A 22414-nucleotide genomic window follows, 5' to 3' on the forward strand; every position below is an offset into this window, starting at 1 on the left:
CCTCCGACCGTGCCGGGCACCCATCCCTGTGGAGCCGCGTCCCGAAACCTTACGGCCCCGGGACCCGAAAACGCACCGTCTGTCTGTTAGTTGAGAAGGCTCCCCTGGAGCTCCGCACGGAGATCCGGGGTCAGGACCGTGCCCGCACGGTCCACCAGAAGGGCCATCTCGTACCCGATGAGGCCGATGTCCGCTTCGGGGTGTGCGAGAACCGCGAGCGACGAACCGTCGGAAATGGACATGATGAAGAGGAATCCCCGCTCCATCTCCACAACCGTCTGGTTCACGCTGCCGCCCTCGAAGATCCGCGAGGCACCCGCGGTCAGCGAGGTCAGACCGGACGCGACGGCCGCGAGCTGGTCGGCGCGGTCGCGGGGAAAGCCTTCGGACATCGCCAGAAGGAGTCCGTCGGCGGAGACCACCACCGTGTGGGACACACCCGGGGTGTTGTCCACGAAGTTGGTGATCAACCAGTTCAGGTTCTGTGCCGCCTGGCTCATCGGGCTCACACTAACGCTCCTGGTTGTAGGTGCTGTCAGGACCGAAGCCCTGGCCGTTCGTTTCACTTCCCGCGTTGCGTCCCCGCTGGACGCCCCGGCGCAGGTTGCTCAGCCTGCCCCGGACGTCCTCGGGAGCGCGGGAGACCTGGGGGCCGCCCTGCGGGGTCGACTCCGCGGTGCCCTCGACCAGGTTGGCCTTGGGCACCCGGCGCGGCAGGCCGGAGGCTGTCACCCCGCCCGCCTTGGGCTTCTTCAGGCGTGATGCCTGCTGCCAGCGCTCGTCGTTGGCCGAACGCCAGCTGTCTTCGGTGTTCGCCGACGGGGAGGACGCCGCCTGGGCCGAGGGCCGCTCGGCGCCCGCGCCGCCCGCGGTGGATCCGCGGCGGGGAAGACCGGCGTCGGTCAGCTCGTGGCCCTGGGCCTGGTCCGCATCCGGACGGTCGAAGCCTACGCTGTCCCGCTCACCGGCGTCAGCGGCCTGCGTGGGTTCCGCTTGGCGAGCGTACTCGTCCGGGTAGCCGTTCTGGTAGTCGGACGTCTGCTGCCAGTTCTGCTGGTAGGACTGCTCGTCGAAGCCCTGGTAGCCGTCCGCGGCGGCGGCCGGTGCCGCCTGCGCGTCCTGCGGGGCGGACTCCGGATAACCGGATTCCGGGTAGCCGCCGGTCGCCGGGAACCCGCTGTCCGAGGAGAATCCGTCGTTCTGCGGCAGGCCGCCGTCCGGCGCGTAGTACTGCTCGTCGTACGACTGCTGCCGCGGCTCCTCGTAGCGGGCCTGCTGGCCGTACGCCGACTGCTCGGGGTAGCCCGTACCGCCGTCGTCGTAGGACTGCTGGCCGTCGGGGTAGGCGGCCGTCTCCGACTGCTGCTCGGGCTGGTGGGTCTGCGCCTCCAGCGCCGCCCGGCGCTCCTCGCGCATGAGGGAGCGGCCGACCGGGTCCAGCTCGCGGATGTCGTCCGGGATCTCGGCGTAGCGGCTGTCGTCGAAGCCGAGTTCCGCGGCCGTGCGCATCGGCTGCTGCTGCTGTGGCACCGCGAAGCCCTCACCCTGGAACTGCTCCTCCGGGATGATCTGCGAGACGGTGAACTCCTCGCGCTCCGGCGGCTGTTCGCCCCCACCGCCGTGGGTGATCGCGTCCGGCAGCATGACCAGCGAGGTGGTGCCCGCCTGCTCGCCGGAGGGGCGCAGCTGGACCCGGATGCCGTGCCGGTCGGAGAGCCGGCCGACCACGAACAGGCCCATGCGCTGGGAGATCGCGGCGTCCACGGTCGGCGGGTTGGCCAGCTTGTGGTTGATGTCCGCGAAGTCCTCGGCGGTCAGGCCGATGCCCTTGTCGTGGATCTCGATCATCACCCGGCCGTCGGGGAGCCGGGTGGCGGTGACGCGGACCTTGGTCTGCGGGGAGGAGAACGTGGTGGCGTTCTCCAGCAGCTCGGCCAGCAGGTGCACGAGGTCGGTCACGGCACGGCCGTGGATGTCGGCCTCGGGGACGCCGGACAGCTCGATGCGCTCGTACTGCTCCACCTCGGAGGAGGCGGCGCGCAGCACGTCGACGAGCGGGACCGGCTGGTCCCAGCGGCGGCCCGGCTCCTCGCCCGCGAGGACCAGGAGGTTCTCGCCGTTGCGGCGCATACGGGTCGCCAGGTGGTCCAGGCGGAAGAGGTTCTCCAGCTGGTCCGGGTCGGCCTCGTTGTTCTCCAGGTCGGTGATGAGGGTCAGCTGGCCCTCGATCAGCGACTGGTTGCGGCGCGAGAGGTTGGTGAAGATCGCGTTGATGTTGCCCCGCAGCAGGGCCTGCTCGGCGGCGAGCCGGACGGCCTCGCGGTGCACCTGGTCGAAGGCGCGGGCGACCTCGCCGATCTCGTCGCGGGTGGCGATCGGGATCGGCTGGACGCGGGTGTCCACCCGGCCCGGGTCGGTCCGGGAGAGCTGGTCGACCAGCATCGGCAGCCGCTGCTCGGCGATGCCGAAGGCGGCGTTGCGTAGCTGGCGCATGGAGCGGCTCATCTGCCGGGCGACCATCCCGGCCAGGATGAACGCGGCGAGCAGCGCGATGACGACGGCGGCGCCGGTGATGAAGGCGTCCCGCTTGGCGTCGTCGGCGATGGCGGACGCCTCGGTCACCGCGGCGCCGGTCATGTCCGACTCGATCGTGCGGTAGGCGTCGTACTTGAGGGTGTTGACCGCCCACCAGTTCTCCGCCGTGATGCCCTGCTCGGCGAGGGCGGCCCGCTCGGTGGGGTCGACGGACTCCAGGCCCGCGATGGCCGCGACCATCTTGGCCGGGTCGGACGGCGGCGCCTGGTAGTCGGGGTTCTGCGCGAGGGCTTCCTTGGCCTGTTCCCTGGCGTCGGCCTTCAGCTGGTCCTGGAGGTCCTCCAGCTTGCGCACGTCGGCCTCGGTGCCACCGCCTCGGTACTCCTCGATGGCGATGCGTTCCAGGTAGGCGTACGAGGTGAGCGCGACCTTCTGGCTGGCCAGACTGCCCTCACCGGGGCCCGGCTTGACCAGCAGGTGCATACCGATGGACCGCTCCAGCGACAGGGCCGACTTGGTCAGCGAGATCGCGTAGACGGTACGGCCGTAGCTGGTGATGTTGCCGGTGCCGAGACCGAGTTCGTTGGCGAACTCCAGCAGCGGGTGCGCGACGTTCAGGTAGCCCTCCTCGGTCATCACCCCGGTGAGCTTGGGGGAGACGTAGGCGCCCTGGCGCAGTGTCGGGAGGGTGGTCTCCGCCTCCCGGAACAGCTTCAGCCGGCGTTCGAGACCGGGCTTGGACGGCATGTTCCGCGCGGCCTCGTCGAAGGCGTCGGCCGCCTCGTCGGTGGTCGCGCGCGCCTTGCTGACGGTGGCCTGGTCCTCGTTGCTCTTGCTTTCGAGGAGCAGCGGGGCGGCGGTGACGTCGCGCTCGGTGTAGAGGGCGTCGGCGTAGGTGAGGGCGGCCTGCACCACGCGGGCGGTCTTCTTGGCGTCCTCGGCTTCCTGCCAGGTGTCGATGGAGCCCTTCACCTGGAAGCCGCCCATGACCAGGCCGACCAGCACGGGTATGAGCAGGATCGCGTTCAGCCGGGTCGGCACCCGCCAGTTGCTCGGCGAGAACCGGCCGCCGTTGGGCGTGGCCGCGGCCGTCGGCTCCGGGCCGGGCACGGACGCGGGCGCCGCTCCGCGCGGCGGCGGGGTGAAGTTGCCCCGTGTGGGCGGCTCGGGGCCGTTCTTGCTTCGCCTCACTCGACCAACAACCTCTCGGCGGCGGGCACCAACGCTGTGCCGCAGTGTCTCAGAGCCCAGTGCGCCATCGACCAAGGAGTACGTCTTTGACTATTGGGCAGTTCAGGCATTCCAGCACGTCAGTCAGCGCTCTTCCAAACATGGGAAAGCGCTGGTTCCGTTCGATGTAAGTCCCAGATAAAACGGTCATAAAGAACGAGCCCCGGCAAAAGACGGGGCATTCGTACGCGCAGCGACACCGCTTGACCGCGACGCGTGGCGGCATCACCCGATTCCTCTGCCGAAACGTTATGAACAGCGGAGCCGACCGTGTCAAAGGCCACAGTCGGCTCCGGAACGGCTACGGCAACTGCCGTAGGCGGTTGATCATTTGGCGGTCACCGCAGGCGTGCCATGAGCGCGTGCTCCACCAGTGTGATCAGCGCGGACTTGGCGTCCGACCGGTGCCGGGCGTCGGTGGTGATGATCGGGGCGTCCGGCCCGATCTGCAGCGCCTCGCGGACCTCCTCCGGCGTGTACGGCTGGTGGCCGTCGAAGCCGTTGAGGGCGACCACGAACGGCAGGCCGCTGTTCTCGAAGTAGTCGACCGCGGGGAAGCAGTCCGCCAGCCGCCGGGTGTCGACCAGCACGACCGCGCCGATCGCGCCGCGCACCAGGTCGTCCCACATGAACCAGAAACGGTCCTGGCCGGGCGTACCGAACAGGTACAGGATCAGGTCCTGGTCGAGCGTGATACGTCCGAAGTCCATGGCCACCGTGGTGGTGGTCTTGTCCCCGGTGTGGGTCAGGTCGTCGATGCCCGCGCTGGCGGACGTCATGACGGCCTCCGTGCGCAGCGGGTTGATCTCCGACACGGCTCCGACGAACGTGGTCTTGCCCACGCCGAAGCCGCCCGCCACCACGATCTTCGCGGAGGTGGTGGAGCGGGAGGCGGCAACCTGCCCGCTGCTAGAGCTTGCGAAGTCCACTGAGCACCCTTTCGAGCAGTGTCACGTCCGGCGCACCGGTGGTTTCGTCGCCGCCTGGCTGGTGGATGGCGACGAGTCCGGCCTCCGCCAGGTCGGCGACCAGGATCCGGGCCACGCCGAGGGGCATGGCCAGCAGTGCCGACACCTCGGCGACGGACTTCACCTCACGGCAGAGATGGCAGATGCGCTGGTGCTCCGGGAGGAGCCCCATCAGCGCTGCCGGGTCGGCCGTGGTGCTGATCAGCGCCTCGATGGCGAGCTGGTAGCGCGGCCGAGTCCGGCCGCCGGTCATCGCATAGGGACGGACCAGCGGCTGGTCGCCCTCGTCCCCGTACGGATCTGAGTACGGATCATGAGAGGCGTTGGGCGGGGTCATGAATCCTCCGGGCGGACAGCAAGTCGGTCAGTCGAGCCGTCGGACGGGGCCGGTGGGGGGATTGTGGCGGCCGGACGGTGATTTGGTGAGACGGGTGGATCCGGGGCCGGTCAGTGAAGCAGACTGCCTTGGAGTTCGGCACGCAGGTCGGGGGTGAGCACCGCGCCCGCGCGGTCGACCAGCAGCGCCATCTCGTAGCCGACCAGGCCGATGTCGCACTCGGGGTGCGAGAGGACGGCCAGTGACGAGCCGTCCGAGATGGACATGAGGAAGAGGAAACCCCGCTCCATCTCGACGACGGTCTGTGCCACCGTGCCGCCCTCGAAGATGCGGGAGGCCCCGGCCGTCAGCGAGGTCAGTCCGGACGCGACAGCCGCCAGCTGGTCGGCGCGGTCGCGGGGGAAGCCCTCCGACAACGCCAGCAGGAGGCCGTCGGCGGACACGACGACGGTGTGGGACACCCCGGGGGTGTTGTCCACGAAATTCGTGATCAACCAGTTCAGGTTCTGTGCCGCCTGGCTCATCGGGCTCAACTAACGCTCCTGCTGGTGAGTGGGGCTGGGGAAGCTGCCCGTCTGGCCGGATCCGGCCTGGCGTCCCTGGGCGATGCCCCGACGGAGATTGGTCAACCGGCCGCGAACGTCCTGAGGAGCGCGCGAGACCTGCGGACCACTCTGGTGCTGTTGCTGCTGAGCCGTGCCCGGGACGAGGTTCGCCCTGGGCACCCGGCGCGGCAGGCCGGAGGTGGTGACACCGCCCGCGGCGGGCTGCCGTACGCGCTCTGCCTGCCGGACGAGATCGTCGTTCGGCGAGCTGCGCCAGGAGGCGGTGGACCGCTGGGGGGCCGCGGGGCTCTGCGGCGCCTGCGGGGCGGGAGCGGAGTCGTTGCTCTCCTGACCGCCTCGCTGGCCGTGGAACCAGTTGGTCTCCAGCGTGTCGTACAAGGGGGTACGTCCGTCACCGGCACCCGCCGGGGGCAGGGCCTCCGGCTCGGGGCGGGCGGGACGCTGCGGTCGCTGCGGGACCGACGGGCGCTGCGCGCCGAAGTCGGACCCGGGGGCGGCCGGGTGGACGGGGGCCTGGCGGCCCGGCATCTGGTGCTGGCCGGTGGAGTCGTTGTCGTACTGCGGGGCCTGCGGCTGCGGCGGGACCGGGAACTGGCCGGTGGAGCCGCCGTCGTAGCCCTGCGGCGCCTGCGGTACCGCGAACTGGCCGGTGCCGGACGGGTCCTGCTGACCGCCCGGAGCACCGAAGAGGTCGGCGCGCCGGAACGGGTCGGCACTGTCCTGGCCGCCCGGTCGCGGCCCCTGGCCCCGCAGGTCGGCGGGCCGGGCGAACGGGCCCGGGTCCTGCCTGCCGCCCGGGCCGGGACGCGGGGCGTCGAAGTCGGGGCGGGCGAACTCGGAGGTCGAGCCCGGTCCCTGGCGGTCGTCGATGCGCGGGTACTCCGAGATGGCACCGGGTCCCTGGCGGTCGTCGATGCGCGGGAACTCGGACGTGGCGCCCGGTCCCTGGCGGTCGTCGATGCGCGGGAACTCCGAGGTGGCACCGGGTCCCTGGCGGTCGTCGATGCGCGGGAACTCGGACGTGGCGCCCGGTCCCTGGCGGTCGTCGTAGCGCGGTGCCCGCGTGTTCTGGGAGACGTCCGGCTCGTCGTGGCCGCGCGGCGCGTCCAGCGAGCCGCGGCCCACCGGCGGCTGGGCGTTCTCGTCGCTCCAGCTCGGCCGCGACTGCTGGTCGCTGCCGCCCGGCAGCTCGGGCCGCGGCCCGCCACGCGGCGGCAACTGCGGCTGCTGGCCCTGCTGCTGACCGCGCCGGAGCCGTCCACCGCCGGGGTTGCCGCGCTGCGGCGGCACACCGCCCCGGGTGTCCTGGCCCTGCTGCGGCGCGCCCGGGTCGGACGGCTGCTGGAAGCCCTGCGGCGCCGCCTGCGACGGCTGACCGAACCCGGAGCCGGCGCCCACCGGAGCGGGCCTGCCACCGGGAGCCCCCTGGGGACCGCCCTGCGGACCCCGCGCGCCACCCGGCGCGCCCGGACCCGGACGGCCGCCCGCGCCGGGCAGCGCGGCCTGCGGCCCCTGACCGGCACCGAGCAGACCACCGCCCGCCTGCGGACCGGCGCCCACGGCACCGGCGTTGCGGCGCGCGGCGGCGACACCGGCGGAGGCCGCCGCGGCGGCCGAGCCGCCACCGGGACCACCGGCGCCCGCGCCCTGCTTGGGCTGCGGCTTGGCGCCGCCCTGGGCGACATCGACGGGCAGCATGACCAGCGCGGTCGTACCACCGGAGTCGGACGGGCGGAGCTGGATGCGGATGCCGTGGCGCTGCGACAGCCGGCCGACCACGAACAGACCCATGCGGCGGGAGACCGAGACGTCCACGGTGGGCGGCGAGGCGAGCCGCTCGTTGATCGCGGCCAGGTCCTCCGGCGACAGGCCGATGCCGGTGTCGTGGATCTCGATCAGCACCCGGCCGTCGGGCAGGGCGTGACCGGTGACCTTGACCTTGGTCTGCGGGGAGGAGAACGAGGTGGCGTTCTCCAGCAGCTCGGCGAGCAGGTGCACGAGGTCGTTGACGACGCGACCGGCGACCTGGGTGGTCGGCACGGCGGCCAGCTCGATGCGCTCGTACTGCTCCACCTCGGAGGCGGCGGCGCGGAGCACGTCGACCAGCGGGACCGGGCGGGTCCAGCGGCGGCCGGGCTCCTCACCGGCGAGGACGAGGAGGTTCTCGCCGTTCCGGCGCATACGGGTCGCGAGGTGGTCCAGCTTGAACAGCGAGGCCAGCTGGTCCGGGTCGGCCTCGCGGGACTCCAGTTCGGAGATGAGCGACAGCTGGCGCTGGATCAGACCCTGGGAGCGGCGCGAGAGGTTGGTGAACATCGCGTTGACGTTGCCCCGCAGCAGGGCCTGCTCGGCGGCGAGGCGGACCGCCTCGCGGTGCACGTCGTCGAAGGCCGCGGCCACGCGGCCGATCTCGTCCCGGGAGTGCACGCCGACCGACTCCACGGAGGTGTCGACGTCCTGCGGGTCGGTCTCGGAGAGCTGCTTGACCAGCTCGGGCAGGCGTTCCTGGGCGACCTTGGTGGCCGTGTCCTCCAGGCGGCGCAGCGAGCGGATCATGGAGCGGGCCACGACGAACGCGCCGACCAGCGACACACCGAGCACGATCAGGATCAGCGCACCGGAGATGATGGCTTCCTGCTCGGACTCCTTGCGGAGCTCGCGCGCCTTCTGCTCCATCTCCTCCAGGAGGCGGCGCTCGATGTTCTTCATCTGCTGGATCTTGGTGGAGCTGTCGTCCAGCCAGTCGCGGTAGGACCGCTTCTCCAGGCCCTCCAGACCGTCCGCGCCGCTCAGCGCGCGCTTGGCGAAGAGGTCGGTGGCCTCGATGATCGCGTTGCCCTGGTCGATGGGGCGCAGGAGTTCGTCGGTGCCGGTGCCGTAGATGCTCTCGAAGCTGCGCAGCTCGGACGCCTGGCTCTGCAGGGCCGCCTCGGCGTACAGCCGGTCGTTGTCGGAGAGGTCACCGAAGGTGGTGTTGCTCGCCGGGAGCGCCGCGGCGAGGACCGCGCGCTGCACCGACGCGTACTCCTTGGCGGAGGAGAACGCCGACAGCGAACGGGTCCGCTGGATCATGTCGGGGTTGCTGGTGGCCTCGGCCATGTCCTGGGAGAGGTCCAGCAGGTGGGTGATCAGCCGGTGGTAGGCCTCCACCGTCTGGGTGGAGTTGTCCTCGGCCTCGTACGCGGTGTTGCGGATCTTGTTGAGGCCGTTCAGGTCGCTGGCCAGGCCCACCAGGCTGTCGCGGACGCCCTGGAGGTTGCCCTCCTTGCTGGCCGCGTCGACCTCCTCGGAGGCGGTGAGGAAGTTGTCCAGGGCCCGGTCGGTGCGGTCCCGGTAGCCCTTGACCAGGACGGCGCTGGTGGTCGAGCCGTGCGCCAGCGGTCCGGCGGAGTTGTCGCGCTCCTCCTGGAGCGCGGCGGCCAGCTCGGTGGCCTGCTTGGTCATGTCCGTCAGCAGCTTCATGTTGTCGAGCTGCTGGATGTCGTCCATGGACTGGTTGATCCGCAGTGCGCCCAGCGAGGTGGCCGCGACCACCGGCAGCGCGAGCAGCGACACCAGTCGGGTCGAGATGCGCCAGTTGCGCAGGGCTATTCGCGGGCCGGTGCTCGGCGGGCCCTGCGGCGGCTTCACGTCCGGGCTCGGGGCCTCGGGCGACGCCGGGGCGCCGGGGCGCCCGGAGCGGGCACCGCCGTCACCGGTGGGGGCCGGACCCTGGTTCTGGGCGTGCTGGGGCGAGGAGCTGCCGGCCATGGAGCCAGTCCCGCCGTGCGGCTCCGGCTCCGCCGAAGCACTGCCATCCCTCTTGAAACGTCCCTGCACTAGCGTCGCAACCTCTGGACCAGGCGCCCCTCCGCGTGAACGGAAGGACGGTGTCGGCGTCGTCGGGAACGCCCTGAATACGTTCCCGGGTGGTCGTGAGTGACCGGCGCTGGTTCCCCCTATCTCGCCGCCACTCGGCGCTGTAGCGCCCCCTGCGCGCCGGCTCGATCCTGCGGCGGTCCGTGGAATTCCAGCACAGTGCAGGATCTCCAACAAGGCCAGTTGGTCAGGCTGTGACCTACGTGACTGCTCGTGAGGGGCGAGTCACGGGTGGTAGACGGAGGTTCCGCTTATACCGGGCGTATCGCCGCGAGTCGCCGGGGTGGGGTGGGGGGTGGTGTGGTGTCCCAGTCGCCATGATCAGGAGCGGAATATTGGGTTCAGGTGGCTATTGTCCCTTTCGCCGGTATGGCAGGGCTGTCTGAAATAACCCTTTTCATCTCGCGATGGTGAGCAAACTCACACCGCATTCACGGGAGCTTGCAGTCTCCGGTGGGGAACAGGATGTTTAGCCTGACGCTTTACAAGAGGCGACATTCTGTCAACCGGCGCCCCAAGCGCCCCGTACACGACAAGGTTCCGTACAACCGTGAAGACGACGACGATGTTCCGCACGACGGCCAACCCGCGACGTACCACCCTGGCGCACCTGACGGACGCCGACGCGCTGCGGACGCCGGTCCAGCAGGAGAACTCCGTCGAACTCCCCACCCAGACGGCCAACCCCCGGCGCACCGTCCTGACCCACGCCCCGGAACCGGCCGCCGCCGCGCAGTAGTAGCACACCGGCCCCGCACCGGGCCCGTCGGGCGCCCCGCGTCATCGCGCGAGGCGCCCGTCCTTTTGGGGCGATAGCCTGGGGCGTCAGACTCCAGCCGCTCTCAGTCAAGGGGCCAAGCAACCCGTGCGCATCGCCAGGTTCTCCATCGACGGGAACGTCGCCTTCGGCGCGGTCGAGGGTGACAAGCCGGACGAGCTAGTCCTCGACATCATCAAGGGCATCCCCTTCGCGGACTTCGAACTCTCCGGGACGAAGGTGCCGGTGAGCAAGGTCCGGCTGCTGCCCCCGGTGCTCCCCAACAAGGTCGTCGCCTACGGCCGCAACTACGTCGAGCACGCCCGTGAACTGGGCAACGAGGTACCCGACGCCCCGTTCGCCTTCTTCAAGCCGTCCACCTCCGTGATCGGCCCCGGCGACGAGATCCAGTACCCCTCCTTCTCGACGGACCTGCACCACGAGGCCGAGCTGGCCGTCGTCATCGGCCGCATGTGCCGCGAGGTCCCGCGCGAGCGCGTCAAGGACGTCATCCTCGGCTACACCTGCGCCAACGACATCACCGCCCGTGACGTGCAGAAGCGCGAGAAGCAGTGGGCCAGGGCGAAGGGCTTCGACACCTCCTGCCCGCTCGGCCCCTGGGTGGAGACCGACCTCGATCCGGCGGACCTGACCATCCAGCTGACCGTCAACGGCCAGCAACGCCAGCTCGGCCGCACCAGCGAGATGATCCACCCCGTCGAGGACCTGATCGTCCACATCACCGAGGCGATGACGCTGCTCCCCGGCGACGTGATCCTCACGGGCACCCCCGCGGGCGTCGGCCCGCTCGCTGTCGGCGACGAGGTCTCCGTCAGCATCGAAGGCATCGGCACTCTCACCAACAAGGTTGTCAAGCGTGGCTAGCGCACCCGTACGCGTCCGTTTCTGCCCGTCGCCCACCGGCAATCCCCACGTGGGCCTGGTCCGCACCGCCCTGTTCAACTGGGCCTTCGCGCGCCACCACCAGGGCAGCGGTGCCCAATTCGTCTTCCGCATCGAGGACACCGACGCGGCCCGCGACTCCGAGGAGTCCTACGAGCAGCTCCTGGACTCGATGCGCTGGCTGGGCTTCGACTGGGACGAGGGTCCCGAGGTCGGCGGCCCGCACGCGCCGTACCGCCAGTCGCAGCGGATGGACCTCTACAAGGACGTCGCCGCGAAGCTCCTGGAGGCCGGGCACGCCTACCACTGCTACTGCTCGCAGGCCGAGCTGGACACCCGCCGCGAGGCCGCCCGTGCCGCCGGGAAGCCGTCCGGCTACGACGGCCACTGCCGCGACCTCACCACCGAGCAGGTCGAGACCTACCGGGCCGAGGGCCGCGAGCCGATCGTCCGCTTCCGGATGCCGGACGAGACGATCACCTTCACCGACCTGGTCCGCGGCGAGCTGACCTTCACCCCGGAGAACGTCCCGGACTACGGCATCGTCCGCGCCAACGGCGCCCCGCTCTACACGCTGGTCAACCCGGTCGACGACGCCCTGATGGAGATCACCCACGTCCTGCGAGGCGAGGACCTGCTCTCCTCCACCCCGCGCCAGATCGCCCTCTACAAGGCGCTGATCGAGCTGGGCGTCGCCAAGGAGATCCCCGCCTTCGGGCACCTGCCGTACGTGATGGGCGAGGGCAACAAGAAGCTCTCCAAGCGCGACCCGCAGTCCAGCCTCAACCTCTACCGCGAGCGCGGCTTCCTCCCCGAGGGCCTGCTCAACTACCTCTCCCTGCTCGGCTGGTCCCTCTCCGCCGACCGGGACGTCTTCACCATGGCGGAGATGGTCGCGGCCTTCGACGTCGCGGACGTCAACCCCAACCCGGCCCGCTTCGACCTCAAGAAGTGCGAGGCGATCAACGCCGACCACATCCGCCTGCTGGACGTGAAGGAGTTCACCGCCCGCTGCGAGCCCTGGCTGAAGGCCCCGTTCGCCCCCTGGGCGCCGGAGGACTTCGACCAGGCCAAGTGGCACGCCATCGCCCCGCACGCGCAGACCCGGCTGAAGGTGCTGTCCGAGATCACGGACAACGTCGACTTCCTGTTCCTGCCGGAGCCGGTATCCGACGAGGCGAGCTGGGCGAAGGCGATGAAGGAGGGCAGCGACGCGCTCCTGCGCACCGCCCGGGAGAAGCTGGAGGCGGCTGACTGGTCCTCCCCGGAGTCCCTGAAGGAAGCCGTCCTCGCCGCCGGTGAGGCGCACGGCCTCAAGCTCGGCAAGGCCCAGGCCCCGGTCCGGGTCGCCGTCACCGGCCGCACGGTCGGCCTGCCGCTCTTCGAGTCCCTGGAGATCCTCGGCAAGGACACCGCCCTGGCCCGGATCGACGCGGCGCTCGCCAGGCTGACCGGCTGACACACGGGGGAGTCGACGCGCTACCGTCGGTGCCATGGTCATCCACGCCGTCGTCTGGGACGTCGACGACACCCTCTTCGACTACACCACCGCCGACCGCGAGGGAATGCGGACGCACCTCGTGACCGAGGGCCTGCTGCACGGGAACGCCTCCGTGGAGCGGGCCCTCGTGCGCTGGCGGGAGATCACCGAGGCCCAGTGGGCCCGGTTCGCCGCCGGGGAGGTGGACTTCGTCACCCAGCGCCGGGACCGCACCCGGGTCTTCCTCGGCCGTGACCTCACGGACGCCGAGGCCGACGACTGGTTCGACCGCTACCTCGTGCACTACGAGGCCGCCTGGGCGCTCTTCCCCGACGTGCTGCCGGTCCTCGACGCCCTCGCCACCAGCCACCGGCACGCCGTGCTGTCCAACTCCAGCCTGCTCGTGCAGGACCGCAAGCTGCGCGTCCTCGGCGTCCACCACCGCTTCGAGACCATCCTGTGCGCCGCCGAACTCGGCGTCTCCAAGCCCGAGGCCGCCGCCTTCCGCGCCGCCTGCGACGCCCTCGGCCTCGCCCCGCACGAGGTGGCGTACGTCGGCGACCACCCGGAGATCGACGGCCGGGGCGCCGCGGACGCCGGGCTGCTGTCGGTGTGGATCGACCGGGCGGGCGGATCCGCCACCGTGGCCGCACCGGGCGGCCCGCACCGCATCGCGTCCCTCGCCGAACTGCCCTCCCTGCTCGGCGCTGATACTCGTTTTGGAGCCCCGTCCACCTTCGGGTAATGTTCTTCCTGCGCCGCGGGGAGCGGGCCGGAAGGCCGGAACCCCCCAGCGTCAAACTAGAACAAGAACCCTCCGGGGCTTGCGTTCCAGTGGCCTATGGTGTAATTGGCAGCACGACTGATTCTGGTTCAGTTAGTCTTGGTTCGAGTCCAGGTAGGCCAGCTCGCAGAGCTTGATCTGCGCCGCGGATGCCAGTCCGCAAGCCCCCGTTGTGTAGCGGCCTAGCACGCTGCCCTCTCAAGGCAGTAGCGCCGGTTCGAATCCGGTCGGGGGTACGGTGATCTCACGCAAGGTGATCGCTAGGGCCCCCGTTGTGTAGCGGCCTAGCACGCCGCCCTCTCAAGGCGGTAGCGCCGGTTCGAATCCGGTCGGGGGTACTGACTGGTCTAAACCACATTGGTCTATGGTGTAATTGGCAGCACGACTGATTCTGGTTCAGTTAGTCTTGGTTCGAGTCCAGGTAGACCAGCTCGGACCTGCGGAAACGCAGAGTCCACGCCCCCGTTGTGTAGCGGCCTAGCACGCCGCCCTCTCAAGGCGGTAGCGCCGGTTCGAATCCGGTCGGGGGTACGAGTGACAAGGGGCCCATGCTTCGGCGGGGCCCCTTCGTCGTGTGCGCCCCCGGAGTGCGGCTCCGTCGGGGAGAGCCTGCCGCGGCGTTGGGGCCGGTTCTCTCCCGACGGGTGTGGCTGAAGGTTTCAGCCCGTGCGGCGCAGGGCCTCCGAGAGGCGGCCCGCGGCGTCGATGACCGCCTGGGCGTGCATCCGGCCCGGATGGCGGGTGAGGCGCTCGATGGGGCCGGAGACCGAGACGGCGGCCACCACGCGGTTCGACGGGCCGCGCACCGGCGCGGAGACGGACGCGACCCCCGGCTCGCGCTCGCCGATCGACTGGGCCCAGCCCCGGCGCCGTACCCCGGACAGGGCCGTCGCCGTGAAGCGGGCGCCCTGCAGGCCGCGGTGCAGCCGCTCGGGCTCCTCCCAGGCCATGAGGATCTGCGCGGACGAGCCCGCCTTCATGGTGAGCGTGGAGCCGACCGGCACGGTGTCCCGCAGACCGGACAGCCGCTCCGCGGCGGCGACACAGATGCGCATGTCGCCCTGGCGGCGGTAGAGCTGCGCGCTCTCGCCCGTGACGTCGCGGAGGTGGGTGAGCACCGGGCCCGCGGTCGCCAGCAGGCGGTCCTCGCCCGCCGCCGCCGCGAGTTCGGCCAGGCGCGGGCCGAGGATGAAACGGCCCTGCATGTCGCGCGCCACCATACGGTGGTGTTCCAGTGCCACGGCCAGGCGGTGGGCCGTGGGTCGTGCCAGTCCGGTGGCCCCGACCAGACCCGCGAGGGTGGCCGGACCGGACTCCAGAGCGCTCAGGACGAGGGCCGCCTTGTCCAGAACGCCGACGCCGCTACTGTTGTCCATGCAACGATATTCGCGTCTCACTCTGTGAAACGCAAGTTCAATTTTCCGTGGAACGCGCCACTCTGGAAGACACAGCGGCCCGCCGAGCAGCGGGCCCGGCGGCGGAGGCCCGGTACAGGGGCACGGGCCCGCCTCCTCACAGTCTCTAGTTGGGTCGGCGCACCATGCCGACCGGAGGGAAAGCGATGGGTAGGACACTCGCGGAGAAGGTCTGGGACGACCATGTCGTCCGGCGCGCCGAGGGCGAGCCCGACCTCCTCTACATCGATCTGCACCTGCTGCACGAGGTGACCAGCCCGCAGGCGTTCGACGGGCTCCGCAAGAGCGGCCGGACCGTGCGGCGCCTTGATCTGACCATCGCCACCGAGGACCACAACACCCCGACCCTCGACATCGACAAGCCGATCGCCGACCCGGTCTCGCGCGTGCAGCTGGAGACGCTGCGCAAGAACTGCGCCGACTTCGGGGTCCGGCTGCACCCGCTCGGCGACGTCGAGCAGGGCGTCGTGCACGTCGTCGGCCCGCAGCTCGGGCTGACCCAGCCGGGCACGACCGTGGTGTGCGGCGACTCGCACACCTCCACGCACGGCGCGTTCGGCGCGCTGGCGTTCGGCATCGGCACCTCGCAGGTCGAGCACGTGCTGGCCACCCAGACGCTGCCGATGGCCCGCCCGAAGACGATGGCCATCACCGTCGACGGCGAGCTGCCCGAGGGCGTGACCGCCAAGGACCTGATCCTGGCGATCATCGCGAGGATCGGCACCGGCGGCGGGCAGGGCTACGTCCTGGAGTACCGCGGCCCGGCCATCGAGAAGCTGTCGATGGAAGCGCGGATGACCATCTGCAACATGTCCATCGAGGCCGGCGCCCGCGCGGGCATGATCGCCCCCGACGACACCACGTTCGCGTACCTCAAGGGCCGTCCGCACGCCCCCGAGGGCGCCGACTGGGACGCCGCCGTGGAGTACTGGCGGACGCTGCGCACCGACGACGACGCCGTCTTCGACGCCGAGGTGGTCATCGACGCCGCCGCGCTGTCGCCGTTCGTCACCTGGGGCACCAACCCGGGCCAGGGCGCGCCGCTTTCGGCCGCCGTCCCCGACCCGGCCTCGTACGAGGACGCCTCGGAGCGCCTGGCCGCCGAAAAGGCGCTGGAGTACATGGGGTTGACCGCCGGGCAGCCGCTGCGGTCCATCGGTGTGGACACCGTCTTCGTGGGTTCCTGCACCAACGGCCGCATCGAGGACCTGCGCAACGCCGCGGAGATCCTCAAGGGCCGCAAAGTCGCCGACGGCGTACGGATGCTGGTGGTGCCGGGCTCCGCGCGGGTCGGTCTGCAGGCCGTCTCCGAGGGTCTGGACGTGGTCTTCAAGGAGGCCGGGGCCGAGTGGCGGCACGCGGGCTGCTCGATGTGCCTGGGCATGAACCCCGACCAGCTCGCCCCCGGTGAGCGCTCGGCGTCCACCTCCAACCGCAACTTCGAGGGACGGCAGGGCAAGGGCGGCCGTACCCACCTGGTGTCGCCGCAGGTCGCGGCGGCCACCGCGGTCCTTGGCCACCTGGCCTCCCCGGCCGACCTGTCCGACGTCGCCGACCGTACGCCCGCTGGAGTCTGATCAACCATGGAAGCCTTCACCACCCACACCGGCCGGGCCGTTCCGCTGCGCCGCAGCAACGTCGACACCGACCAGATCATCCCCGCCCACTGGCTCAAGAAGGTGACGCGGGACGGTTTCGAGGACGGGCTGTTCGAGGCGTGGCGCAAGGACCCGGAGTTCGTGCTCAACCGCACGGAGCGCGAGGGCGCCACCGTGCTGGTCGCGGGCCCGGACTTCGGTACCGGCTCCTCGCGTGAGCACGCCGTCTGGGCCCTCCAGAACTACGGCTTCAAGACGGTCGTCTCGTCCCGCTTCGCCGACATCTTCCGCGGCAACTCGCTCAAGAACGGCCTGCTCACGGTCGTCCTGGAGCAGAAGGTCGTGGACGCGCTGTGGGAGCTGACCGAGCGCGACCCGCAGGCCGAGATCACCGTCGACCTGCAGAGCCGCGAGGTGCGCGCCGAGGGTGTCACCGCCTCCTTCGAGCTGGACGAGAACTCCCGCTGGCGGCTGCTGAACGGGCTGGACGACATCTCCATCACCCTCCAGAACGAGGCGGACATCGCCGCGTACGAGGCGGAGCGTCCCGCCTACAAGCCGCGGACCGTCCAGGTCTGAGCCACCGGCCCGCGGGACCGGGTGAATCCGCGGTTCCGCAAGGTCGAGTTTCGGCCACCAGAGATCTACGCTGTACCCCCGATCGGTCCGATCGGGGGTACAGCCGTGTCTGGGCCCAGGTCACCGTTCCCGCCGGGTCGGCGATGGGCAACGTCCCACGTTAGAGGGGGTGTTGGCGGGGTACCTGGGGCCTGGGCCGAGACTCGGAGCGTGGCTCGGGAGGGCCCGTTGAGGCGGCAGTTGCCCCCCGAGCAGGCGACAACTCGCCCCAGATGGCACAATCTGTGCATGGAACACGACGGCCAACTCAAGCTGTATGCGGCGGTCGCGAGCCAACTCAAGGAAGCGCACGCAAGGGTGCGCGCACTGCAAGTCCCGGAGGGCGTACGGATGGCGCTGACCCGGAAGCTGCTGGTCATCACGGCCGTGGCCAAGCACGATCTCGCCGGCGCGACAAGGCGTCTGGAGCGGTTCATCGCCGACCTCGACGCGGGGCGATTCCCCGAAGAGGAAGGCTGAACAAGTCCGGAACGGCCGAGTCGGTTGCGGCACAAGGGTGATTAGCCCGTTTCGTGTTTGATTTGCGGTATATATCTGCCTAACGTGCGAAAAAGCTTGAACAGTTTCGTTCTGGCGATGTCTCCGAAGGGGAAGACGTGAACAAGGCGCAGCTCGTAGAAGCGATTGCCGACAAGATGGGCGGGCGACAGCAGGCCGCCGATGCTGTCGACGCGGTACTGGACGCCATCGTCCGCGCGGTCGTCGCGGGTGACCGGGTCTCGGTCACCGGCTTCGGTTCTTTCGAGAAGGTGGACCGTCCGGCCCGTTACGCCCGCAATCCCCAGACGGGGGAGCGGGTTCGGGTCAAGAAGACCTCGGTGCCGAGGTTCCGCGCGGGCCAGGGGTTCAAGGACCTGGTCAGCGGGTCGAAGAAGCTCCCGAAGGGTGACATCGCCGTCAAGAAGGCGCCGAAGGGCAGCCTGACCGGTGGGGCGTCCGCGACGGTCAAGAAGGCCGCCGCGAAGAAGACCACCAAGGCCGCCGCGGCGAAGAAGGCCACCGCCAAGAAGGCGCCCGCGAAGAAGACCACGACGGCCGCCGCGAAGAAGACGACGGCGAAGAAGGCCCCGGCCAAGAAGACCACGACGGCCGCCAAGAGCACCGCCGCGAAGAAGACCACCGCCAAGAAGGCCCCGGCGAAGAAGGCGACCGCCAAGAAGGCGCCCGCCAAGAAGTCGACGGCCCGCAAGACCACCGCCAAGAAGGCCACCGCCCGCAAGAAGTGACGGGCAGGGCACAGGGGCACTCACGCGCCGGGCCGGACTCCCTCGGGAGCCCGGCCCGCGGCCTGTTCACACCGCGCCCACCCGGACCTGAGCGCCTACAGGGTCTGGAGCGTCACCAACGTGATCCGCCGGGCCTCGCCCTCGCCCTCCGTCTCGATCCGCACCCGCTGACCGGGCCGCAACAGCCGCAGCCCGCCCGCGTCGAACGCGGCGGCGTCGAAGGGGACGGGCGTCCCGTCGTCGAGCAGCACCTGTCCGCTGCGCGTCCCGGCGTCGTACGTGTATGCGGTGGCGTGCATGGCGGCCAGCCTACTGCCCGGGAATCAGCAGCCGCGCGCCCACCGCCGCCGTATGGGGACCCACTCCCAGCGCCAGCGCCGCGCGCAGATCCTCGCCGGTGTCCACGTCCTGGCGTACGGAATCCACCGCGGACAGCCGGAGTTCCGCCGCACCCGAGGCGCGGTGCCGGGCCCGGGAATCCCGGCCGAACGCCGGACGCAATTCCTGCCCCGGGGCCGCGGCCAGCAGCGTCGTACCGACCGCCGCGGCGTCGGGCAGAAAAGCGCGCGGGAATTCCGCGGCGGCGTCCAGGACCCGGGACAATTCCGCCGGGCGCAGGGCCGGGAGATCGGCGTTGACGGCGGCGACGGCGCAGTCGGGGCGCGGCCCGCGCACCGCCGTCGCGGCGTGCGCCAGCGCGGCGTTCAGACCGCCCGCGGGCTCGTCCGGGACGATACGGGCGCCCAGCGCGGCCAGCTCCCGTCCGGCCAGGGCGTCGTCCGTGACGACGGCCACATCACGCACCGCCGCGGCGGCCAGCGCCGCCGCCACGGTGTCCTGCGCGAAGGCGAGGGCGAGGCTCGGGCGCAGTCCGTCCGCCGCGGCGTCCGCGAGCCTGCTCTTGGCCCGCGCCAACGGCTTCAGGGGGATGACCAGGGTCCACTGCACGGGCGTTCCGCCCCTCTCTCGTCGCGGCCATTGTCACCCGACCCCTCGGGGGGCCGACGAGTCGGGGCGTACGGTGTTCTCGACAGACCGGCGGCCTGGGGCGACACTTGTGCGGCCCCCAGGCCCTAGAGGAAGGTGTTCGCGTGCCCCGCCGCAGAATCGGCTTCTGGTACCGCTTCGCCGCGGTGATCTGCAAACCGCCGCTGGTGGTTCTGCTCAAGCGGGACTGGCGTGGAATGGAGCACATTCCGGCCGCGGGCGGATTTATCACCGCGGTGAACCACAATTCCCACGTCGACCCCTTCGCGTACGCGCACTTCCAGTACAACACCGGACGGGTTCCGCGATTCCTGGCGAAGAGCGGGCTATTCCGGAAAGGATTCGTCGGGGCCGCGATGCGCGGCACCGGGCAGATCCCCGTCTACCGCGAGAGCACCGACGCGCTGAGCGCCTTCCGGGCCGCGATCGCCGCCGTGGAGCGCGGCGAGTGCGTCGCCTTCTACCCCGAGGGCACCCTCACCCGCGACCCGGACGGCTGGCCGATGACCGGCAAGACCGGCGCCGCGCGGGTCGCCCTGCAGACCCGCTGCCCGGTCATCCCGGTCGCCCAGTGGGGCTGCAACGAACTGCTGCCGCCGTACGCCAAGAAGCCGCGCCTGCTGCCCCGCAAGACCTCCCGGGTGCTGGCGGGCCCGCCCGTGGACCTCTCCCGCTTCTACGGCCAGGAGATGACCGCGGAGGTGCTGAAGGAGGCCACCGAGGCCATCATGGCCGCCGTCACCCGCCAGCTGGAGGAGATCCGCGGCGAGAAGGCGCCGGAGAACGTCTATGACCCGCGTGAGGTACGGATCCAGCAGCGGCGCAGGACCCAGGCGCAGACCGGCCGCGACGGCCGCCAGAGCCAGGGCAGCGGAACAGGGGAGAGCGGCAAGTGAGCAAGCCCGTCAAGGCGGCGGTGTTCAGCGCGGGTTCGTGGGGCACGGCGTTCGGCATGGTGCTCGCCGACGCGGGGTGCGAGGTCACCCTGTGGGCGCGCCGCCCGGAGGTCGCCGACGCGATCAACTCGACCCGTACGAACCCGGACTACTTCCCCGGCGTGGAGCTCCCGCAGAACCTGCGCGCGACCACCGATCCGGCCGAGGCCGCCGCCGGAGCCGACTGGACCGTCCTGTCGGTGCCGTCGCAGACCCTGCGCGCCAACCTCGCCGCGTGGACGCCGCTGCTGGCGCCCGGCACGGTCCTCGTCTCCCTGATGAAGGGCGTCGAACTCGGCACCACGATGCGGATGAGCGAGGTCGTCCAGGACGTCACCGGTGTCGGCCCGGAGCGGGTCGCCGTGGTCACCGGGCCCAACCTGGCCCGCGAGATCGCCGCCCGGATGCCCGCCGCGGCCGTCGTGGCCTGCACGGACGAGCAGGTAGCCCAGCGGCTCCAGGCCGTCTGCCACACCCCGTACTTCCGCCCGTACACCAACACCGACGTCGTCGGCTGCGAGCTCGGCGGCGCCGTCAAGAACGTCATCGGGCTCGCCGTCGGCATCGCGGACGGCATGGGGCTCGGGGACAACGCCAAGGGCTCTCTCATCACCCGCGGGCTCGCCGAGACCACCCGGCTCGGACTCGCCATGGGCGCCGACCCGCTGACCTTCTCCGGGCTGGCCGGGCTCGGCGACCTGGTGGCCACCTGCTCCTCGCCGCTCTCGCGCAACCACACCTTCGGCACCAACCTCGGCAAGGGCATGACCCTCAAGGAGACCATCGCGGTCACCAAGCAGACCGCCGAGGGCGTCAAGTCCTGTGAGTCGGTGCTGGACCTGGCCCGGAGCCACGGTGTCGACATGCCGATCACCGAGACGGTCGTCGCCATCGTCCACGAGGGCAAGTCCCCCGTGGTCGCGGTGAAGGAGCTGATGTCGCGCAGCGCGAAGCCCGAACGACACTGAGCCACCCGGGGCGGCACGGGGGCCGCGCCGCTGTCTCACCGCTGTACCAACGGGTACTCTCAACCCGATATGAGCACCGAGAACCTCCCCCAGAGTCCCGGCCAGCAGCCCCGCAAACCGCGTGTGGCCGTCGTGTTCGGCGGTCGCAGCTCAGAACACGGGATCTCCGTGGTCACCGCCGGCGCCGTCCTCCGGGCCATCGACCGCACCCGCTACGAGGTGCTGCCGATCGGCATCACCCAGGACGGCCGCTGGGCGCTCACCGCCGACGAACCGGAGCGGATGGCGATCACCGAACGCCGGACGCCCAGCGTCGACGAACTCGCCGAGCCCGGCGAGGGCGGCGTGGTGCTCCCCGTCGACCCGGCCAGCCGCGAGGTCGTCTACACCGAGCCGGGCTCGGTGCCCAAGGCGCTCGGCGAGGTCGACGTGGTCTTCCCGGTGCTGCACGGCCCGTACGGCGAGGACGGCACCCTCCAGGGGCTGCTTGAGCTGTCCGGGGTGCCGTACGTGGGGTCGGGTGTGCTGTCCTCGGCGGTCGGCCAGGACAAGGAGTACATGAAGCGGGTGTTCACCTCCTTCGGGCTGAAGGTCGGCCCGTACCTGGTGGTCCGCCCGCGCGAGTGGGCACGCGACCAGGCCGGTGCCCGGCGCCGGATCGCCGACTTCGCCGGTGAGCACGGCTGGCCGCTGTTCGTGAAGCCCTCGCGCGCGGGGTCGTCGATCGGCATCACCAAGGTGGACTCCTTCGACGGCCTGGACGAGGCGGTCGCCGAGGCCCAGCGGCACGACCCGAAGATCCTGGTGGAGGCCGCGCTGCGGGGCCGCGAGATCGAGTGCGGGGTGCTGGAGTTCGAGGACGGCCCGCGCGCCTCCGTCCCCGCGGAGATCCCGCCGCCGGACGCCCACGCGTACTACGACTTCGAGGCCAAGTACATCGACTCCACCCCCGGCATCGTGCCCGCCCCGCTCACCGACGAGGAGACCGCCGAGGTGCGCGCGCTCGCCGTCGAGGCGTTCGAGGCGGCGTCCTGCGAGGGGCTGGTGCGCGCGGACTTCTTCCTCACCGAGGACGGCGAGTTCGTGATCAACGAGATCAACACCATGCCGGGCTTCACCCCGATCTCGATGTACCCGCAGATGTGGCAGGCGACCGGCGTGAGCTACCCCGAACTGGTGGACCGCCTGATCCAGGCGGCACTGCGCCGCCCCACGGGACTGCGCTGAC

At 70.8% G+C, this 22414-nt stretch carries 20 protein-coding genes and 5 tRNA genes; 16 read left to right on the top strand and 9 right to left on the bottom strand.

The features are described 5' to 3' along the window. Window positions 1-86 precede the first annotated feature (86 nt). From ABZ659_RS00480 to ABZ659_RS00505, 6 genes are all read right to left on the bottom strand, one after another. Window positions 87-500: a roadblock/LC7 domain-containing protein gene (locus tag ABZ659_RS00480; protein WP_004983065.1), complete on the bottom strand. Its 414-nt coding sequence runs from the start codon at window positions 498-500 to the stop codon at window positions 87-89. A gap of 10 nt (window positions 501-510) precedes the next feature. Next, window positions 511-3726 (bottom strand): nitrate- and nitrite sensing domain-containing protein, encoded by a 3216-nt coding sequence (locus ABZ659_RS00485; protein WP_360211917.1) that lies wholly within the window; start codon window positions 3724-3726, stop codon window positions 511-513. Between the two features lie 377 nt (window positions 3727-4103). Beyond that, on the bottom strand, window positions 4104-4694 hold the full coding sequence (locus tag ABZ659_RS00490; RefSeq protein WP_360211919.1) for an ATP/GTP-binding protein: 591 nt from the start codon (window positions 4692-4694) through the stop codon (window positions 4104-4106). Further along, window positions 4675-5070: a DUF742 domain-containing protein gene (locus ABZ659_RS00495; protein ID WP_360211921.1), complete on the bottom strand. Its 396-nt coding sequence runs from the start codon at window positions 5068-5070 to the stop codon at window positions 4675-4677. The genes ABZ659_RS00490 and ABZ659_RS00495 overlap by 20 nt, the downstream gene beginning before the upstream one ends. Before the next feature lie 110 nt (window positions 5071-5180). Beyond that, complete coding sequence (locus ABZ659_RS00500) at window positions 5181-5594, bottom strand: roadblock/LC7 domain-containing protein (protein ID WP_037764993.1); 414 nt, start codon at window positions 5592-5594, stop codon at window positions 5181-5183. 9 nt (window positions 5595-5603) lie between these two features. After that, window positions 5604-9455, bottom strand: a complete 3852-nt coding sequence (locus tag ABZ659_RS00505; protein ID WP_360211923.1) for a nitrate- and nitrite sensing domain-containing protein — start codon at window positions 9453-9455, stop codon at window positions 5604-5606. A 589-nt stretch (window positions 9456-10044) separates the two neighbouring features. On the opposite strand from ABZ659_RS00505, the gene ABZ659_RS00510 reads away from it, so the two are divergent. The 9 genes from ABZ659_RS00510 (at window position 10045) to ABZ659_RS00550 (ending at window position 13949) form a co-directional block, all read left to right on the top strand. Then, on the top strand, window positions 10045-10233 hold the full coding sequence (locus ABZ659_RS00510; protein WP_360211925.1) for a hypothetical protein: 189 nt from the start codon (window positions 10045-10047) through the stop codon (window positions 10231-10233). A 126-nt stretch (window positions 10234-10359) separates the two neighbouring features. Then, complete coding sequence (locus tag ABZ659_RS00515; RefSeq protein WP_360211927.1) at window positions 10360-11136, top strand: fumarylacetoacetate hydrolase family protein; 777 nt, start codon at window positions 10360-10362, stop codon at window positions 11134-11136. After that, window positions 11120-12613, top strand: coding sequence for a glutamate--tRNA ligase (gene gltX / locus ABZ659_RS00520; RefSeq protein WP_360211929.1), 1494 nt, complete (start codon window positions 11120-11122; stop codon window positions 12611-12613). Before ABZ659_RS00515 ends, gltX begins: the two co-directional genes overlap by 17 nt. 34 nt (window positions 12614-12647) lie before the next feature. Next, window positions 12648-13379 carry an HAD family hydrolase gene (locus ABZ659_RS00525; RefSeq protein WP_360211931.1) on the top strand — a complete coding sequence of 244 codons (732 nt, stop codon included), beginning with the start codon at window positions 12648-12650 and terminating at the stop codon, window positions 13377-13379. Between the two features lie 90 nt (window positions 13380-13469). Further along, window positions 13470-13541 (top strand) — tRNA-Gln (locus tag ABZ659_RS00530). Between the two features lie 40 nt (window positions 13542-13581). Continuing rightward, window positions 13582-13654: transfer RNA gene (locus ABZ659_RS00535), tRNA-Glu, on the top strand. A 29-nt stretch (window positions 13655-13683) separates the two neighbouring features. Continuing rightward, window positions 13684-13756, top strand: a tRNA-Glu gene (locus ABZ659_RS00540). A gap of 20 nt (window positions 13757-13776) precedes the next feature. Beyond that, a tRNA-Gln gene (locus ABZ659_RS00545) sits at window positions 13777-13848 on the top strand. Window positions 13849-13876: 28 nt separating this feature from the next. After that, window positions 13877-13949: transfer RNA gene (locus ABZ659_RS00550), tRNA-Glu, on the top strand. A 128-nt stretch (window positions 13950-14077) separates the two neighbouring features. Here ABZ659_RS00550 and ndgR read toward each other — a convergent pair. After that, window positions 14078-14794, bottom strand: coding sequence for an IclR family transcriptional regulator NdgR (gene ndgR / locus ABZ659_RS00555; RefSeq protein WP_020270051.1), 717 nt, complete (start codon window positions 14792-14794; stop codon window positions 14078-14080). 185 nt (window positions 14795-14979) lie between these two features. On the opposite strand from ndgR, the gene leuC reads away from it, so the two are divergent. The 4 genes from leuC (at window position 14980) to ABZ659_RS00575 (ending at window position 18296) form a co-directional block, all read left to right on the top strand. Beyond that, window positions 14980-16410: a 3-isopropylmalate dehydratase large subunit gene (gene leuC / locus ABZ659_RS00560; RefSeq protein WP_360211933.1), complete on the top strand. Its 1431-nt coding sequence runs from the start codon at window positions 14980-14982 to the stop codon at window positions 16408-16410. Between the two features lie 6 nt (window positions 16411-16416). After that, window positions 16417-17010 carry a 3-isopropylmalate dehydratase small subunit gene (gene leuD, locus ABZ659_RS00565; RefSeq protein ID WP_360211935.1) on the top strand — a complete coding sequence of 198 codons (594 nt, stop codon included), beginning with the start codon at window positions 16417-16419 and terminating at the stop codon, window positions 17008-17010. 288 nt (window positions 17011-17298) lie between these two features. Further along, entirely contained in the window at window positions 17299-17529 is a 231-nt protein-coding gene (locus ABZ659_RS00570; RefSeq protein ID WP_360211937.1) for a hypothetical protein, read from the top strand. A 137-nt stretch (window positions 17530-17666) separates the two neighbouring features. Beyond that, window positions 17667-18296 (top strand): HU family DNA-binding protein, encoded by a 630-nt coding sequence (locus ABZ659_RS00575; protein WP_360211939.1) that lies wholly within the window; start codon window positions 17667-17669, stop codon window positions 18294-18296. 95 nt (window positions 18297-18391) lie between these two features. Here the strand turns inward: ABZ659_RS00575 and ABZ659_RS00580 are convergent, their stop codons facing one another. Both ABZ659_RS00580 and cofC read right to left on the bottom strand, forming a co-directional pair. Continuing rightward, window positions 18392-18595 carry a hypothetical protein gene (locus ABZ659_RS00580; protein ID WP_360211941.1) on the bottom strand — a complete coding sequence of 68 codons (204 nt, stop codon included), beginning with the start codon at window positions 18593-18595 and terminating at the stop codon, window positions 18392-18394. Window positions 18596-18605: 10 nt separating this feature from the next. After that, the gene (gene cofC / locus ABZ659_RS00585; protein WP_360211943.1) at window positions 18606-19244 is read right to left on the bottom strand and encodes a 2-phospho-L-lactate guanylyltransferase; all 639 of its coding nucleotides are present in this window, start codon (window positions 19242-19244) and stop codon (window positions 18606-18608) included. Between the two features lie 143 nt (window positions 19245-19387). Between cofC and ABZ659_RS00590 the strand changes: the two genes are divergently transcribed. From ABZ659_RS00590 to ABZ659_RS00600, 3 genes are all read left to right on the top strand, one after another. Further along, window positions 19388-20179: a lysophospholipid acyltransferase family protein gene (locus ABZ659_RS00590; protein ID WP_360211945.1), complete on the top strand. Its 792-nt coding sequence runs from the start codon at window positions 19388-19390 to the stop codon at window positions 20177-20179. Next, window positions 20176-21186 carry an NAD(P)H-dependent glycerol-3-phosphate dehydrogenase gene (locus tag ABZ659_RS00595; protein ID WP_360211947.1) on the top strand — a complete coding sequence of 337 codons (1011 nt, stop codon included), beginning with the start codon at window positions 20176-20178 and terminating at the stop codon, window positions 21184-21186. Before ABZ659_RS00590 ends, ABZ659_RS00595 begins: the two co-directional genes overlap by 4 nt. 69 nt (window positions 21187-21255) lie before the next feature. Then, window positions 21256-22413, top strand: a complete 1158-nt coding sequence (locus ABZ659_RS00600; RefSeq protein ID WP_360211949.1) for a D-alanine--D-alanine ligase family protein — start codon at window positions 21256-21258, stop codon at window positions 22411-22413. Window position 22414 lies beyond the last annotated feature (1 nt).

Origin of the sequence: Streptomyces sp. NPDC006997 (genome assembly GCF_040635175.1) — a bacterium.
Classification (GTDB): Bacteria; Actinomycetota; Actinomycetes; order Streptomycetales; family Streptomycetaceae; genus Streptomyces.

Excerpts from the sequence above, each read along its gene's own strand:
- ABZ659_RS00480 (WP_004983065.1), bottom strand. The coding sequence starts at position 500 with ATGAGCCAGGCGGCACAGAACCTGAACTGGTTGATCACCAACTTCGTG.
- ABZ659_RS00495 (WP_360211921.1), bottom strand. The coding sequence starts at position 5,070 with ATGACCCCGCCCAACGCCTCTCATGATCCGTACTCAGATCCGTACGGG.
- ABZ659_RS00500 (WP_037764993.1), bottom strand. The coding sequence starts at position 5,594 with ATGAGCCAGGCGGCACAGAACCTGAACTGGTTGATCACGAATTTCGTG.
- ABZ659_RS00525 (WP_360211931.1), top strand. The coding sequence starts at position 12,648 with ATGGTCATCCACGCCGTCGTCTGGGACGTCGACGACACCCTCTTCGAC.
- ndgR (WP_020270051.1), bottom strand. The coding sequence starts at position 14,794 with ATGGACAACAGTAGCGGCGTCGGCGTTCTGGACAAGGCGGCCCTCGTC.
- leuC (WP_360211933.1), top strand. The coding sequence starts at position 14,980 with ATGGGTAGGACACTCGCGGAGAAGGTCTGGGACGACCATGTCGTCCGG.
- leuD (WP_360211935.1), top strand. The coding sequence starts at position 16,417 with ATGGAAGCCTTCACCACCCACACCGGCCGGGCCGTTCCGCTGCGCCGC.
- ABZ659_RS00570 (WP_360211937.1), top strand. The coding sequence starts at position 17,299 with ATGGAACACGACGGCCAACTCAAGCTGTATGCGGCGGTCGCGAGCCAA.
- ABZ659_RS00580 (WP_360211941.1), bottom strand. The coding sequence starts at position 18,595 with ATGCACGCCACCGCATACACGTACGACGCCGGGACGCGCAGCGGACAG.
- ABZ659_RS00600 (WP_360211949.1), top strand. The coding sequence starts at position 21,256 with ATGAGCACCGAGAACCTCCCCCAGAGTCCCGGCCAGCAGCCCCGCAAA.